This window comes from Streptomyces sp. NPDC001530 (assembly GCF_042894545.1).
Classification (GTDB): Bacteria; Actinomycetota; Actinomycetes; order Streptomycetales; family Streptomycetaceae; genus Streptomyces.
Genome location: NZ_JBIAVS010000010.1, coordinates 79,466 through 93,726 on the forward strand (window position 1 = coordinate 79,466; position 14,261 = coordinate 93,726).

Consider the following 14,261-nt stretch of genomic DNA (forward strand, 5'->3'; position numbering starts at 1 on the left):
GGGAGTGCCGACAACGGTCGACGGCAGTACTTCTGTGCGGGGTGCGCGTCACATCCGTGCGGGCGTGCGTCGGTATATCTGTGCGGGTCTGCGAAGTCAGCATCATGACAACTGCGGCTCCCCTTCGAGGGATTGGACCGCAATGTGACCGTTGTGACCGGCCGCGCCCATTCGGTGTCCGGATGGGGGCACAAAGAGGTCCGGGTCCAGGCCGACGTGGTTCATCTACAGCGCCCTCAGTCCCTCGATCACCTCGCGGAGGATCCGCTCGTCGGGCAGTTGCGCGGGCGGCACCGGGCGGCTGACGGTGACACAGCCCAACTCCAGGAGGTCGCCGAGGAGCACCCTGACCACGCCCACCGGCAGGTCGGCGCCCGCGGCCAGTTCGGCCACCGACTGCGTCTCGATACGGCACAGTTCGATCAGCGCCCGGTGCTCCGGGCCGAGCGAGGTGTCGTCGTCGACGCCGGGTGCGCCGGTGTCGAGCGTGACCAGGGCGATCAAGTCGAAGCGCACCCCGGTGGGTCCGGGTTTCGTGCGCCCGCCGGTCATCGCGTAGGGGCGGACGAGCGGTCCGGCCTCGTTGTCGTACCACTGGCTGCCCGCCTGTGGCGGGGCGCCCGGCGTCTCCTCGGTCATCTGCACCGACCGTCCTCGGTCATCCGGTGGCGGGCGGCTGTGCGGCGACGCGCGGCGGCGTGTAGAGGTGCTCGCCGACACGCTTGACCAGCAGCGCCATCTCGTACGCCACCAGGCCGATGTCGGCCGTGACGGCGGTGAGCACGGCGAGGCAGGAACCGTCACCCGCCGCGGCGACGAAGAGGAAGCCCTCGTCCATCTCCACCATCGTCTGGCGCACCCCGCCGGCGCCGAAGTGGCGCCCCGCACCCTTGGCCAGGCTGTGGAAGCCGGAGGCGACGGCGGCGAGGTGCTCGGCGTCCTCGCGCCGCAGGCCGGTGGACGCGCCCACCGCGAGTCCGTCGTTCGACAGCACCACGGCGTGTCGTACTTCAGCCACGCGCAGCACCAAGTCGTCCAGCAGCCAGTCGAGTTCGCCGGACCGCTGGGCGGCCCTCATGCTCGGGTCCTGGATCATGCGGGGTCTCCTTCGCTGCTGTCGCTGCCCGCTTCGGGGTCGGGGGTGGCGCCGAGGCCGGGTGACCTGCCGCCGCCACGTGCCCAGCCGTCGCGGTAGGCCGCCATGCGGTCCCGTACGAGTTCGGGGGTGCGCTCGTCCTCGCTCCGCGGACCCGGCGTTTCCACCGGCTCCCCGGAGCGCTGTTCGCGCAGTTGGGGGGCGAGACTCGCCTGCCGTACACGTCGTGGCAGGTCGTCGGAGCCTTCGGAGTCGTCCGAGGGACGGTGCAGTCGCAGCGTGGTGACTCCAGGCGGTGAGTTTTCCGACGAGCCGTTAACGGGGGCTTCGGCGGCGGCCTGCACCGGGGGCACGAGGGCGGGCCGCTCGGTGATGGCCTGGACGGACTCCTGTTCTGGGGCGGCCGACACGCGTGCGTATTCCCGTTCCGCGGGCCTTTCGGTGTCGGTCCTGCGGGGGGAACGTTCCGCCGCGCCGCCGTGCAGCAGGGCCGTGGGCAGCAGGACGACCGCGGTGGTGCCGCCATAGGGCGAGGTCCGCAGGTGCACCTTGATGCCGTGCCGGGCCGCCAGCCTGCTGACCACGAAGAGACCGAGGCGGTCGCTGTCGAACAGGTCGAGCGCCTCGGACTGCTCGATGCGCCGGTTGGCCTCGGCGAGCGTCTCCTTGCCCATGCCGAGCCCCCTGTCCTCCACCTCGACCGCGTAGCCGTTGCCGACCGGTTCGCCGGTGATCCGCACCCGGGTGTGCGGCGGCGAGAACTGCGCGGCGTTCTCGACGATTTCGGCCAGGAGGTGTGTGAGGTCGGCCACCGCGGCACCGACCACGGATGCCTCGGGGAGCTGTCGTACCTCCACGCGCGCGTAGTCCTCGACTTCGGAGACGGCCGCGCGGACCACGTTCGTCAGTGAGACCGGCATGCGCCAGGCCCGGCCGGGCGCGGCTCCGGAAAGAATGATCAGGCTCTCCGCGTGACGCCGCATCCGTGTGGTGAGGTGGTCGAGCCGGAACAGGTCGCTCAGCTCGTTCGGATCCTCCGACCTGCGCTCCATGCTGTCCAGCAGGCTCAGTTGGCGGTGCACGAGAACCTGGCTGCGGCGGGCGAGATTGACGAAGACCCCGGAGATCCCGCTGGCGAGTTCCGCGCGTTCGACGGCGGCGCGCAGGGCGGCTCGGTGCACCGTGCCGAGGGCCTCCGCGACCTGTCCGGTCTCGTCCTCCGCGGGTGGCCCGGGCGGGGCCTCGGCGCGGACGTCGATCTCCTCTCCGGCGCGCAGTTTGCGCATGGCCTGTGGCAGTTTGCGGCGCGCGATCTCAAGGGCGCTGTTGCGCAGGCTCACCAGTTCGACGACGAGGCCGCGTCCGATGCGTACGGAGATGACGAGCGACGCGACGACGGCGGCGAGTCCGAAGAGAACCGCGGCGCCGGCTGGGGTGAGCAGACCGCGCGTGAACGGGTCGGCCCGGTGCGCGACACCGCGGCCCGCGTTCGCCTCGATCGTGCGCATTCCGTCCTGCACGCGCGCATGGGCGGTGTTCCAGTCGGCCTCCGGCGCGGCGTCGATCGCCTTGCCACCGGGGCGGGAGACGAGCGCCTTGTCCTCGACGGCGCGTACGTCGTTGTACGCGCTCCCCTCCACGAGGTCGCGCCAGGCGGCTCGTTCGGGCCCGCGCAGATCCGCCACGGCGGAGTCGGTCAGGGTACGGCGGGTGTCGACGGCGCCGGTGAACAGCCGCAGCCGCTCGCCGTCCAGGCTTCCCTCGAGCCGGGCGCCGGCCAGCACCGCGTCCTCCTGGGCGAGCGCTTCCCCGGCCCGGGAGAATTCGAGCAGCACGCGCGCGTCGGAGCCCAGGTCGGCGTCCTGAATGCCGGTGAGCGCGCCGCCCACCCCGAAGGCCGTCGCGATGGTCTTGGTGTACTGCCCGTATGCCTCGTCCCATCCGGTACGGCGGTCCAGCACGGCGGTGCGCAGGGACCGCAGTTGCTCGGCTCCGGTGACGAAGGCGTCGAGGCGCCCGGCGACTCCCGGGGGCAGGTCGGCACCGTCGGCGACGGTGTTGTGGTCGCCGAGTCGCAGCTTCGCCACCGCGCGGTCGGTGCGCCGCGCCAGTGCTTTGAGGTCGCTCGGCTGCTCGGCGGCGGGGTCGGTGGCGTAGCGGACGGCGGCGGCGCGTTCGGCCTGGAGGGCGGCGACGGCTGCGTCGACCGGGGCTCGGACCGTCGAGTCCACGCGCTGCAACTGCCGTAGCCGCGCGACGTCCTGGGCGGTGCTCACCGTGGCGTACGCCCACAGGGCGAGCAAGGAGATGACCGGCACCATCAGCAGGCAGACGATCTTGGCTCGCACGGTGCGGGGCCGGATGCGCCACCGTCCCGCGCGCGTGGGTGTCTCCGGCGGCGTCCCCGCGAGGATCTCGTCGGTGTCCGCGCTCTCGTCGGCCGGCGGGCCGGCGTGCGCACGGCGACCGCGTGCCAGGGGCTGGGGCGGCGGCTCGGCGCCGGCTGTGGGGGTCTTTCGGGGTGTGCGCATGGCCTCCTCGCTCGGAAAGGTTCGGGGCGTGCCATCCGGGCCGTCGTGGCTCCGGGCCCGCCTAGCTAGCGGGCGACGCTCTCGATTGGCTGCTGGGCCGATGCGGATGCTTCGCGTTCGTCGGACGTCGGCGACAGCGCGACGAACGCCGATGTCAGGAAGAGGTAGGACCCGAGGCCGACGGCGAGGGGGAAGATGAACTGCATCGCCGTGGCCCCGGGCAGGGCCTGCACGGAGGGGCTGACGCGCACGCTCACCGCCATCATTCCGGTGTAGTGCATGCTGCTCACCGCGCCGCCCATGACGAGGGAGGCGACGGCGACCGCCACGGGCGACTTGATGTTGAGCGCCGCCCACAGGGCCGCGGTCGCCGCGACCACGGCGATCACGACGGAGAGCCCGACCAGCGTCGGGTCGTAGTGCACCTGGCCGTGCAGCCGCAGTGCGGCCATGCCGAGGTAGTGCATGCTCGCGACCCCGAGTCCGGTGGTGAGTCCGCCGAGGACGAGCGCGCGGCCCCGGTCGCGGCCGTATCCGACGGCGAAGACGCCCGCGCCGACGACGACCATGGCAACGAGCAGACTGAGGATGGTCAACGGCACGTTGTAGCGGATCTCCGTACCGGTGACGCTGAAGCCGAGCATCGCCACGAAGTGCATGGTCCAGATGCCGGTGCCGATCGCGGAGGCCGCGGTGAGGAGCCAGTTGCGGCGCGACCGCCCGGTGGCGCCGAGCGCGCGGACCGTGCAGCGCAGCCCCAGGGCGGCGCCTATGCAGGCCATGACGTACGACAGCACGGGGGTCAGCCAGCCGAAGGCGGCGTGGTCCAGGTGTCCCATGGCTCCGGGACGCTAGTCCGGGCAGGGGCGCGCAAAGGGGGCGCATTTCGAAAGCTGTTGGAATATGACGAAGAGATGTACCTGAACGATCGCGTCACGCTCGAACGTGTGCACCGCGGCGTCCTTCGTGTCGGTGAGGGATCATGCGGAACATGAGCGACGACCACACACACGTCCAGGAGTTCTTCACGGCGCGTGCCGCCGACTGGGATGCCAGATTCCCCGACGACGCGCCCGCGTACGCGGCGGCGGTCGCCGAACTGGGTCTGTGCGAGGGCGACCGCGTACTCGACGCGGGCTGCGGCACCGGCCGCGCCCTGCCGCCGCTGCGAGCGGCCGTGGGGGCCTCCGGAGTGGTCATCGGGGCCGATCTGACCCCGGCCATGCTGGAGGCCGCCGTACGGGCCGGCCGGGACCGCGACGGACAGTTGCTGCTCGCCGACGTCGCCGCGCTGCCGTTGCGCACGGAGTCGCTGGATGCCGTGTTCGGGGCGGGCCTCATCGCGCATCTGCCGGACCCCGCCGAAAATCTGCGGGAATTGGCGCGTGTGGTGCGGCCCGGTGGCACCCTGGCGCTCTTCCACCCGATCGGCCGGGCGGCACTCGCGGCCCGCCAGGGACGGCAGATCACCCCGGCAGACCTGCGCGCGGAGACCAACCTCCGTCCGCTGCTGGCCGCCTCCGGCTGGGACATGACGTCGTACGTCGACGAGGACGCCCGCTTCCTCGCGCTGGCCGTACGTCGCGGCTGACGCGTCAGCCCGTGCCTCCGCGGCTGAGGCGTCGGTCCTTCCCGGCGCGGCCGAGGCCTCAGCCCATCCCTGTGATCTCCGCCGCGAAGGCGTCGGGATTGTCGAACATGACGTTGTGCCCGGCGCCGGGGACAGTCACGACCCGTACGCCGGCGGCCTCCATGTCTTCCCTGCCCGGGAGTTCACCGCTCAGCTCGCCCTGAAGGTAGACACGGTCCGCCGTCAGCTCTTCCAGCATCTTGCGCATCGTGGGGATCGTGCCGTGCCTGAGCCCCGTCGCCGTGCGGTGCAGGGCACGCGGATCGGCGAGTCGCATGGTGGCCGCCCAGGAGGGGCCGACCTTCTCCAGCACGCGCGCGTGGCCGCCGTTTTCCACGTAGTCGTCCTCCTCGTAGGAGGCGATGCCGCTGCTGCCCGCGGTGACCGGAGGGTACGGGTCGAGGTTGGCCTCCGTCAGGACCAGCCGTGAGACGAGGTCGGGTCGCCGATGGGCGAGCACGATGGCGACAGCGCCGCCCATGCTGTGCGCGACCAGCTCCGCGCCGGTGGCGTGAGCCGCGTCCAGGGCCGCCGCCAGCGCGTCCGCGTGGTCCTCCAGGGTGTAGCCGAAGTCCGCGGGCCGGTCACTGATGCCGTGACCGGGCAGGTCGACGAACAGGGTGCGGCGGCCCGCCAGTTCAGGCCGGGCCGCGATATGGGCGTGGTAGACCGTCGAGGCCGCACCCAGACCGTGCACGTATACCCGCACCGGTTCGGCACCCGCCGCCTCCGTCCAGCGGATCAGGCTTCCCTTGCCGTCGAATTCGGCCTGCTTCATCACGCACTCCCCTGTGCCGCTTCAAGCTTCCTGACGCCTCCAGGAGGATACATCGGTACCGATGTATAGACGAGACGATGTACAACGAAGGTGCGGCACAATGGGGGCATGCTGGAGCTGGCCATCCTCGGCTTTCTGTACGACGCCCCGCTGCACGGCTACGAGCTGCGCAAGCGCATCACCGCGCTGACAGGGCATGTGAAGCCCGTGGCCGAGAGCACGCTGTATCCCGCGATCAAGCGGCTGGAGAAGGCGGACCTGCTGGAACGGGCAACGCAGCCCGGCTCAGTGGCCGCCCCGCGTCACGTCCTGACACTCACCGAAGCGGGCAGACGCGAGCTGCGCCGCCGACTCGCGGAGCCGGAGCGGCGCGACATCACCGACGAGAACCGCTGGTTCACGGTGCTCGCCTTCCTCAGGCACCTGGACGACCCGGCGACGCAGGCCGCCGTGCTGCGGCGCAGGCTCGCCTTCCTGGAGGAGCCCGCGAGCTTCTTCTACGACGGTGATCGGCCGATGCGCGCCGAGGAGCTGGACGACCCCTTCCGGCGCGGCATCCTCACCATCGCGCGGGCCACGAGCCGGGCCGAACTGGCCTGGCTGCGGGCCACGATCGACTCACTCGAAGGGGACGACCGGTGACTCGGCGCGGGCGGCCGGTGAGACGGGGCAGCCCCGCACACCTGGCACCGGACAGGTGCCCAGCTCGGCGACGCGGTAGCCGTCCGGGTAGCCCTTGATCTCCCAGTTCTGCCGCGCGAAGTGCGGCGCACGGCGCGGCGGCATCAGGCGGACCAGTCGGCCACGCGCGCGTACCGCGCGGCGGACCAGCGCGCGCGTGACGGTGCCCGGGGGCTCGTACCGGAAGGCGCGCAGCAGCGGTTCGTCGAGCAGGGCCAGGGTCGAGGTGCGCAGCAGCGGTGCGAGCGGGCGCGGGTACCAGGAAGCCATCAGGTCCAGCGTCGCGTCGGAGACTCGGCGCGCACCCTCGTCCCACCCGAAATGGGCCTCTTCATAGGCGTCGAGGCAGGCCTCGAACTCCTCGTAGGTCTCCGGGATGTCCTTGATGCCCAGGTGCCGCCCCAGGGTGCGGTAGTGCACGCTCGACGCGACGATCTCGTGCCGCGACAGCCTGCGCCACCCGTAGGCCTCGATCCATCGCTTGGGCATCACCACGAAGGTGCAGAGCACGTAACGCATGTCTTCATTGCTGATGTCGTAGCTGCGATGCATCTGGTTGATGCGGCGGATCGCCGTACGGCCCTCCTCCCCGTCGAAGCCGTGCTCGACGATGGCGTCGAGGAGCAGCGCGGTGTCGTCGTAGCGCTTCTGGGTGCGGTCGGTGAGCTCCGCCGTCTCGGCGAGGAGCCGACCGATGCTGGGGACGGCGTAAGTGCGGTAGAGGGCCAGTTCCAGGGCGCGAGTGAAGTCCCAGGGGAACTCGTACGCGGAGGTGAGCCGGTAGATCTCCGACGCCTCCTTCTCCGGGTCCATCCGCCGGATCTGTGCGAGCCGCTCGTAACGCTTCAACGGGCCGTCCCCCTTCTGTCGCCGCGGCTCCAACTCTACGTTGAGTAGCAGCAGATGAAAGATCAGCGATGACCATCGCTCAGGGGGAAGGTGGCCCAATGTCCGGCATGTTAAGCAGACTCCGCAAGATATGGCGCAAGACGACCGCGGAGCGGTCCGAGGAGCCGCGGCCCGTGACACCACGGCCGGAGAAACGCGCACACAACCTGTTCGAGGCGGCCGCGGCGTATGTGTCGGCGTGCGCGGAGGACGACCAGGACCAGATCGACGAGGCAGCCGCCTGGGTGTCGCCGGAGGCTCTGTCGTTCGGGGTGAACGAGCTGGCCTGCCGGGCTGTGATCGCCCTGGCGCGGGAACGCGACGAGTCGCCGCAGACGGTGGCCCGCGCACTGCTCGGACTGCCCGTGGCCTGACCCTCAGGGGCCGGGACGGTCGTTTCGCCCCTGTCCAGCCGGATAACTGCAGCTCCGCGTGTGCTTCGGGCCCGTGACAAGCGCCTTGCGGTCGCATTATGGTGCGCCGACGAACGTAGCGATGGGGAGGCTGGGATGGCCGGGACGGACGATGGCGCCGTCGCCACCGGGGACGACGACGCACTCGACGACGACGCGCTGTTTGTGCTGACCGCGGTGTTGCTGACACCCGCAAAGTTCCCCAGCGTGCTCGGAGACGACTACCCGGAGGCCTGCGCGACGCTCGGCCTCGCGCCCTTCGCCGGCGGGTACGGTCTCGTGCTCGGCCAGGACGGCGGGGGCGCGCGGTGGACGGTCGTCATCGACGACGTCTCGCTGGTCGCCGTCGCCATCGCGTCCTGGGACTGCGGAATGGAGCACGATCTGTCGCCGGACGAGCGCACGGTCGTCGCTGCGCTGCCCGGCTGGCCCCTTGAGGTCGCGGTTTCGGCCCCCGGGGTGCCGGCCCCGCACGACCCCTCGCCCGAGCTCACGGAGCGGCCCCCGCTCAGCCCACCGGACACCGCCACGTGGGGTCCGGCCCAGCGGCGCCTCGGCGCCGATGAGATCGCGCTGCAGTGGGCGACCTGGCGGGAGCAGATCGACGACGGCGATTTCGTGACGTCGGAGGGTGAGTCCCGGGTCGAGGACGCGGATCAGGAGGAGAGCGGCGACGGCGAGACGCGCAGCGGCGTCCGCCGGGTCCTCGCGGAGGCGCGCTCCTATGTGGACACGCCGCCTCCGCTCGGCCGTGTGCGCTCGTCCTTCGCCACGGGCGACGCCCGGACCCTGCGCGCCGACGGCCCCGGCTGGTCCTTGGTCGCCAGGACTGACGACATCGCGTTCGTCCTCCTCGACGAGGAGCCGGGAGAGGTCCTGCCAGTCGGTCGCGGACCGGAACTGCCCGGCCTCCTGGAGGCCCTCGACAAGATGGCGGTACGTCCCAGCTGAGCGGCCGTGCCACGCGGAACTCCGTGGCACGGCCCCCGTCAGCGGCTCCGGTCGGCGATTCTCGTCAGCGGCTCTCGTCAGCGGCTCTCGTCCGGGTCGACGAGCACGGCTCCGTTCGCCGTGTCATGGTCCTCGTGCGCACACAGGGCGTCGAGTTCAGCCCGCCACGGGTCGTCCCAGGCGGTCCCGCGCCCGCCCCATTGGACCAGTGTGAGGGCGAGCCGGCCGGACGCCGGCGTTCCACGCATCCGCAGGGCCCTTGCCGCGGCAAGCAGAGCCGTCCGCACGTGGGGGCAGGCTGGATCCACGGGCACGTGGTCCAGGGCCCGCAGCCGTTGCGGTCCCTCCTCGCACAGCCGCAGCAGCCGTTCCCACCAGTGCGCTGCGAACTCGCCCCGGCGTACGCAGGCCATGGCGGCGTTCCATGTGAGGCGCGCGGCGTCGGAGCGCAGGCCCACGCCTTCCAGCGTGTCCGCCAGCGCGTCGGCGAGGCGCACGTTCTCCGCGCCCCCACGGCCCGGTTCCAGGAGGTCTGAGCACCCGTGCAGGCGCCGCAGGGCGTCGACGCGGACCAGTGCGTCCTGCGACCCACCGCGTTCCCTCAGGGTGTCGAAGACGCCCCTGAGAACGGCTTCGGCTGCCGCACCCCGCGGAAGCAGGGCGAGTTGGTTGGCCGCCGCGTCCCACACCCTGCGGGGCCGCTCCGGGTCGGCGAACGCGTCGCCGAGCGCCCTCATGGCATCGCTCGCCCCCGGGGTCAGCCAGACCGGCAGGGCACGGCACGCGTCAACGACCGTGTCTTCGTCACCGTCCTCGACCAGCCGTACGAGGAATGCCGCATAGGCCTCGCGGCCGGCATCCGGTACGACGCCCACGCGCGCGTGCACGACGGCATCCCGCACGGCGGGTTGCCCCGCGGCGTCGGCGAGCCGCCGTGCCACGCCGGGGCGGTGGATCCCCGCCAGGAGGCAGCGGGCCAGCACGGCGCGGACATCGGGATGCTGTCCGGGCACGTCCCACGCCCTCACCAGGGCCGCAAAGGCATCGTCTCCAGGGAGCGTGCCCAGCGCCCGGACCGCCTCTTTGCGGGTGCCGACCGGGGTACGGGTCGAAGCTGCCACCGGCGCCAGCAGGGACACGGCCTCGCGGTCGGGCCGCCGTTCCAGGAGCCGCCGGACCGAGGCCATCGCGGCGCGCCCGCGCACGCCACCCGCCGCCGCGTGCCGGAGGAGCTCGTCCCGCAGCGCGACGCTCAGCTCCGCACCGGGACCTTCGCCCAGCGCCGTGAGAGCCGCCGCGGCCACGGGTTGCGGGGCGCTGTCGGCCAGCTCCATCAGCCGGCCGGGCTCCCGGAGCAGAATCGCCGCGTCGGCCCTGGTGCGCAGGGGGGCCGCTTCGTCGGTCGCCACGCGCACGTGGTGCTCTCCCCACTGCTCGCGCTGCCGGGGCAGCCACCGGCCGACGACACCGGGGCGCAGCTTGGGCGTCCAGGCGGTGGCGTGGGGGCGTATACGGCCGGTGAACCGTTCGCGAACGGCGGTCAGGACGGGATCGAGAAGGTCGGTGCGCCGAGCCGCGATCGTCCGCAGGACCACGGGCACGGTCGCGAACGTCGCGTCCAGGCCGACCAGTTCGGCGCAGCGCTGTTCCCGTGATCGAGGTGGCCGCACCCACGCGGCCGCGGCGCGGGCCGCGAGTTGCGGGTCGTTCCCCTCGAGCGCGGTCCGGCGTGTCTGTGCGTCGAGTTCGGGCAGCGCGGCGAGATGGTGATTGAGGAGTTCGGCGAGCGCCGTACTCAGCTCGGGGCGTGCCGATGCCGTCGGTGACAGAGCGGACCCGATGACTACGGCCGCGGCCTCGTCGACGTTCAGGGGCATCACGGGCCCTGTGTGCCGTGCCGTCGAGACGACTTGGCTGAGCAGTTCGACCGCGTACGCGGCCCGTTCATGGTGGCCGGTGGCCACGGCTCGCTCAGCGATACGGCGGAGCAGCCGTTCGGCGGCGGACAGCGTGGCGGCGGTGGAGTCGCGCGACTGGACCGTGGTGAGGACGGCGTCGCACAGGACGCGTTCGGGCAGGGCGGCCAGCAATCGCGGTGCGGCGCCCGCGAGTTGCTGCAGAACGGCGCGGCGTACCTCGTCCTGGTCGTGCCAGGCCCGTTCGCAATCGGTGGCGATCCGAGCGAACTGGTCGGGGTCCCCTTCGAGTTCCGCACAGGCCAGCAGGGCCGGCCAGGCATGAGCGCGGTGGTCGATGCGGTGTTGGGCGGCGAGTGCGCGCAGCAGGGGTTCGCCTTGTGCCAGGGGCAGGGCCGCGGCCAGGCGCGCCGTCGACCAGGAGGGTCGGCCGTGTCGCTCCAGCCAGGGGGCGAGCAGGCTCGCACGATCTGCGGGGTCGAGGGCCGCGAGCATGGTCAGCGCGGCGCCGCGGGTTCGGGCCCGGCCCACCGTGCGGCTCTCGACGATGCGCCGCCGCTCGGCAGCCGGCAGCCGTCGCAACATCCCGTCGGGCGCCACGTCGCGGCGGCCCGGGCTGCGCTCGCGGCTACCGGTGGACGGGCAGTATTCGGCCAGAGCGACGAGGTCGTCGACGGGCAGTTCCTTCAGAGCTCGTCGTTGGGAGGGTGGCAGAGGTCCTGCGGGAATCAGATGTTCCAAGGGCCGTCCCGTGGTCTCTGGCCGCGCCGCGCGTAGAACCGCGAGCGCTTCGGCGGGCAGGCGGAGCGCTGAGAGGACTGCTGGTGGAGTGAGGAGGTCGGGTGCTCGTTCCAGGAGGATCAGTGCCGCGTGTGCGTCGCGCTGCGCGGCGACCGAGGCGACGGCCCGGTAGCGGCGCATGAACCTGTACGCGTCCTGGCGTGCCCGGTCGTCCCGGCGTGCGGCGAGATATCTCGCCACTGCGCATGGGGCCGTGCGGGCCAGCGAGTTCAGCGCCCCGAGGGGCACATCGAGGCGAGGCATCCACGCCTCTACGGTGTCGGCGGGACAGGCGGACAGCAGGCGCGCCGCTTCCCCGGCGCCGTGACGCTCGTACACCCGTGGCAGCAGTTCGGCGGCGAGGGCACGGCGGCGGCTGAGCCTCAGGAGCCGGTACGTGTCGTGGCGGGTCGCCCTGATGTCGCTCAGGGCCAGGCGTTCCAGGGCGTGTTCCGGGATCGGCAGCCGGAGGGCGGCCGAGCGTGCGCGGCGGCTCAGCAGCGGGTCGGCGAGGGCCTCGGTCACCCGGCGGAGATCGCGGCGGGTAACGGCCAGGAACAGCGCCGTGTGCCGTTCGTCGGGGTCACCGGCGTCGAGGGCGCGGTGGAGGGATTCGTACGCGTGCGGGGTGAGCGTGCGGGCGTAGCGCGCCAGGGCGCTCATCCGTGCCGGGAAGGGCAGGGGGTCGAAGTGGGCCCTCAGCCAGGCGGGCGTCAGCGGTGCCGGCGGAGTCTGGGGCTGCCGGGACTGGGACTGCGGCGTCTGCGACGCCTCGTATTCGGCCATCAGCGCTCACCGTGGAGTCGCTGGGCCTCCTTTCCATACGTCATGCCCGTCATCGTGGTGGTGCGGCGATCAGGTCCGCAAAGGGTTTTCGTGTGGATCGGCGAGGTCGGTGGACCTGCCCGGCGTCGCGGCCCCGCTCGCGGACCGTACCCGATGGCACGTCCGCGAGCGGCGGCACGATGAACTCGGGCGCACTGGACGGAGTAGCACCAGGGCGGTGGCTCCTCAGCGGCCGAGCTCCTTGCGTGTGACGCGGCGCAGCCTGCGCCGCTGCGAGGGGTCCAGCGCAAGATATGCGGCCGCCGGGACTCCCAGCACGATCAGGAAGGCGGCCCACCAGGGCAGCCAGATCAGCAGGATCAGGCCGACCGCCACGCCTCCTGCGGCGATCTTCGCGTTCTTCGACATGTGTGTCGCCTCCTTCGCGGCTGCTGCCGCTCTCTGTCCTGAGAACGGGTGCCTGCCTCTCACGGTTCCGGACCGCGACCCTGATACGTCCCTGAGGCGCGCCCCCTACTCAACCCTGAGAGGCTCCCCCACCTCATGCATGTGGCGCAGGGCCTGCCGGTAGGAGTCGACGAGCCCGGTCTCTGTGTAGGGGATACCCAACTCCTGGCAGTGTGCGCGCACCAGGGGCTGAGCGAGGCGCAGATGGGGGCGGGGCATGCTGGGGAACAAGTGGTGCTCGATCTGGTAGTTCAGACCGCCGAGGAACCAGTCCGTGAGAGCGGCACCGCGAACGTTGCGCGAGGTGAGCACCTGACGACGCAGGTGCCCCCAGTTCTCGCCAGCCGGGTCGGGCATCTCCATGCCCTTGTGGTTCGGCGCGAAGGCCATGCCCAGGTGGAGGCCGAACAGTGCCTGGTGCAGGGCGGCGAAGGCCAGGGCCTTGCCCAGGGACATGGAGGTGAGCAGCAGGGTCACGTACGCGACCACATGGGTCACCAGCAACAGGGCCTCCACGGCCCGCTCACGCGGCAGCTGCCTGCGAAGGTCCTGGAAGCCGTGGACCTTCAGGGCGATGCCTTCGAGAAGGGTGAGCGGGAAGAAGAGCCAGGCCTGGTTGCGGGTGAGCCAGCGCCGGAAGCCGGCCCGGCCCTTGGCCTGCTCACTGGTGAACACCAGGACGTCGGCGACGACGTCGGGGTCCTTGTCGATGTGGTTCGGGTTGGCGTGGTGGCGGTTGTGCTTGTGGTTCCACCAGGAGTAGCTCATCCCCAGGAGCAGGTTGCCGTGGAGCAGGCCGATCAGGCGGCCGGCGGATTTGTCGCCGGTGATCTGGGCGTGGCCCGCGTCGTGGCCTATGAATGCCGTTCGGGCGGCGAGGACGGCGAGCACTGGAGCAAGGAGAAGCGACCACCAGGAGTTGCCGATCAGGGCGACGCCGGTCACGACACCGGCCAGGGCCAGCGCGTTCACGGCGATCTCCCGCGCGTACCAGCCGTGGCGCCGCTTCAGGAGGCCCTGGTCCTTGACGGTGCGCAGGAGGGGCGCGAACTCGCTTCCTGGGGCCTGCCCGGGGCTCGCCTGTGGAGGGTGTTCCGCGAGGACGGCGGCGGTCTCGGGCATGGCGGGTCTCCGGTTTCTCAGGGAAAGGGCTGACCTGATGAAACGTACGAATCAGCGACCTTCGGCGACCATGGCGCCACCACCCGTGTCTGTCCGGGGGCTCCCCGGCGCGCCGTAGGGGTGTTGGCTACACCCCCCTGGCGAGGTGACCCAGGTCATGGCGCGGCCGTGCCCGTCTGCCCTCCGGAGTGCTGTACCCTCGGCGACCCGGCCCCCAGTAGTCAAATTTGAGGAATGCGCCA

The 14,261-nt window shown here is 71.7% G+C and carries 13 protein-coding genes; 4 read left to right on the forward strand and 9 right to left on the reverse strand.

The genetic code is table 11. The features are described 5' to 3' along the window. Window positions 1-225 precede the first annotated feature (225 nt). The 4 genes from ACFY0T_RS21340 to ACFY0T_RS21355 all read right to left on the reverse strand — a co-directional run bounded on the left by ACFY0T_RS21340 (window position 226) and on the right by ACFY0T_RS21355 (window position 4,466). A complete protein-coding gene (locus ACFY0T_RS21340; protein WP_388872657.1) occupies window positions 226-639 on the reverse strand; it encodes a DUF742 domain-containing protein in 414 nt (137 codons plus the stop codon). 19 nt (window positions 640-658) lie between these two features. After that, window positions 659-1,096: a roadblock/LC7 domain-containing protein gene (locus ACFY0T_RS21345; RefSeq protein WP_388872660.1), complete on the reverse strand. Its 438-nt coding sequence runs from the start codon at window positions 1,094-1,096 to the stop codon at window positions 659-661. Then, window positions 1,093-3,627, reverse strand: a complete 2,535-nt coding sequence (locus ACFY0T_RS21350; protein WP_388872662.1) for a nitrate- and nitrite sensing domain-containing protein — start codon at window positions 3,625-3,627, stop codon at window positions 1,093-1,095. Before ACFY0T_RS21350 ends, ACFY0T_RS21345 begins: the two co-directional genes overlap by 4 nt. Window positions 3,628-3,692: 65 nt before the next feature. After that, complete coding sequence (locus ACFY0T_RS21355; RefSeq protein WP_388872665.1) at window positions 3,693-4,466, reverse strand: MHYT domain-containing protein; 774 nt, start codon at window positions 4,464-4,466, stop codon at window positions 3,693-3,695. Window positions 4,467-4,618: 152 nt separating this feature from the next. On the opposite strand from ACFY0T_RS21355, the gene ACFY0T_RS21360 reads away from it, so the two are divergent. Further along, window positions 4,619-5,218 (forward strand): class I SAM-dependent methyltransferase, encoded by a 600-nt coding sequence (locus ACFY0T_RS21360; RefSeq protein WP_388872667.1) that lies wholly within the window; start codon window positions 4,619-4,621, stop codon window positions 5,216-5,218. A gap of 58 nt (window positions 5,219-5,276) precedes the next feature. Here ACFY0T_RS21360 and ACFY0T_RS21365 read toward each other — a convergent pair whose 3' ends face one another. Continuing rightward, the gene (locus ACFY0T_RS21365; protein WP_388872670.1) at window positions 5,277-6,035 is read right to left on the reverse strand and encodes an alpha/beta fold hydrolase; all 759 of its coding nucleotides are present in this window, start codon (window positions 6,033-6,035) and stop codon (window positions 5,277-5,279) included. 108 nt (window positions 6,036-6,143) lie between these two features. Here ACFY0T_RS21365 and ACFY0T_RS21370 point away from each other — a divergent pair, with 108 nt between their 5' ends. Beyond that, window positions 6,144-6,677 (forward strand): PadR family transcriptional regulator, encoded by a 534-nt coding sequence (locus tag ACFY0T_RS21370; protein WP_388872673.1) that lies wholly within the window; start codon window positions 6,144-6,146, stop codon window positions 6,675-6,677. Here ACFY0T_RS21370 and ACFY0T_RS21375 read toward each other — a convergent pair. Further along, complete coding sequence (locus ACFY0T_RS21375; RefSeq protein WP_388872676.1) at window positions 6,654-7,565, reverse strand: oxygenase MpaB family protein; 912 nt, start codon at window positions 7,563-7,565, stop codon at window positions 6,654-6,656. The genes ACFY0T_RS21370 and ACFY0T_RS21375 overlap by 24 nt on opposite strands. 107 nt (window positions 7,566-7,672) lie before the next feature. Here ACFY0T_RS21375 and ACFY0T_RS21380 point away from each other — a divergent pair, with 107 nt between their 5' ends. Both ACFY0T_RS21380 and ACFY0T_RS21385 read left to right on the forward strand, forming a co-directional pair. Then, window positions 7,673-7,978 (forward strand): hypothetical protein, encoded by a 306-nt coding sequence (locus ACFY0T_RS21380; protein ID WP_388873422.1) that lies wholly within the window; start codon window positions 7,673-7,675, stop codon window positions 7,976-7,978. Window positions 7,979-8,113: 135 nt separating this feature from the next. Beyond that, the gene (locus ACFY0T_RS21385; RefSeq protein ID WP_388872679.1) at window positions 8,114-8,968 is read left to right on the forward strand and encodes a hypothetical protein; all 855 of its coding nucleotides are present in this window, start codon (window positions 8,114-8,116) and stop codon (window positions 8,966-8,968) included. A gap of 77 nt (window positions 8,969-9,045) precedes the next feature. Here the strand turns inward: ACFY0T_RS21385 and ACFY0T_RS21390 are convergent, their stop codons facing one another. From ACFY0T_RS21390 to ACFY0T_RS21400, 3 genes are all read right to left on the reverse strand, one after another. Further along, window positions 9,046-12,450 (reverse strand): hypothetical protein, encoded by a 3,405-nt coding sequence (locus tag ACFY0T_RS21390; RefSeq protein ID WP_388872681.1) that lies wholly within the window; start codon window positions 12,448-12,450, stop codon window positions 9,046-9,048. Between the two features lie 225 nt (window positions 12,451-12,675). Further along, window positions 12,676-12,858: a hypothetical protein gene (locus tag ACFY0T_RS21395; RefSeq protein WP_151473737.1), complete on the reverse strand. Its 183-nt coding sequence runs from the start codon at window positions 12,856-12,858 to the stop codon at window positions 12,676-12,678. Window positions 12,859-12,963: 105 nt separating this feature from the next. Continuing rightward, window positions 12,964-14,019 (reverse strand): fatty acid desaturase family protein, encoded by a 1,056-nt coding sequence (locus tag ACFY0T_RS21400; RefSeq protein ID WP_388872684.1) that lies wholly within the window; start codon window positions 14,017-14,019, stop codon window positions 12,964-12,966. Window positions 14,020-14,261 lie beyond the last annotated feature (242 nt).

Bases quoted from the DNA above. Each gene is read 5' to 3' on its own strand.
- ACFY0T_RS21350 (WP_388872662.1), bottom strand. From the start codon at position 3,627: ATGCGCACACCCCGAAAGACCCCCACAGCCGGCGCCGAGCCGCCGCCC.
- ACFY0T_RS21370 (WP_388872673.1), top strand. From the start codon at position 6,144: ATGCTGGAGCTGGCCATCCTCGGCTTTCTGTACGACGCCCCGCTGCAC.
- ACFY0T_RS21345 (WP_388872660.1), bottom strand. From the start codon at position 1,096: ATGATCCAGGACCCGAGCATGAGGGCCGCCCAGCGGTCCGGCGAACTC.
- ACFY0T_RS21360 (WP_388872667.1), top strand. From the start codon at position 4,619: ATGAGCGACGACCACACACACGTCCAGGAGTTCTTCACGGCGCGTGCC.
- ACFY0T_RS21380 (WP_388873422.1), top strand. From the start codon at position 7,673: ATGTTAAGCAGACTCCGCAAGATATGGCGCAAGACGACCGCGGAGCGG.
- ACFY0T_RS21365 (WP_388872670.1), bottom strand. From the start codon at position 6,035: ATGAAGCAGGCCGAATTCGACGGCAAGGGAAGCCTGATCCGCTGGACG.
- ACFY0T_RS21395 (WP_151473737.1), bottom strand. From the start codon at position 12,858: ATGTCGAAGAACGCGAAGATCGCCGCAGGAGGCGTGGCGGTCGGCCTG.
- ACFY0T_RS21400 (WP_388872684.1), bottom strand. From the start codon at position 14,019: ATGCCCGAGACCGCCGCCGTCCTCGCGGAACACCCTCCACAGGCGAGC.
- ACFY0T_RS21355 (WP_388872665.1), bottom strand. From the start codon at position 4,466: ATGGGACACCTGGACCACGCCGCCTTCGGCTGGCTGACCCCCGTGCTG.
- ACFY0T_RS21390 (WP_388872681.1), bottom strand. From the start codon at position 12,450: ATGGCCGAATACGAGGCGTCGCAGACGCCGCAGTCCCAGTCCCGGCAG.
- ACFY0T_RS21340 (WP_388872657.1), bottom strand. From the start codon at position 639: ATGACCGAGGAGACGCCGGGCGCCCCGCCACAGGCGGGCAGCCAGTGG.
- ACFY0T_RS21385 (WP_388872679.1), top strand. From the start codon at position 8,114: ATGGCCGGGACGGACGATGGCGCCGTCGCCACCGGGGACGACGACGCA.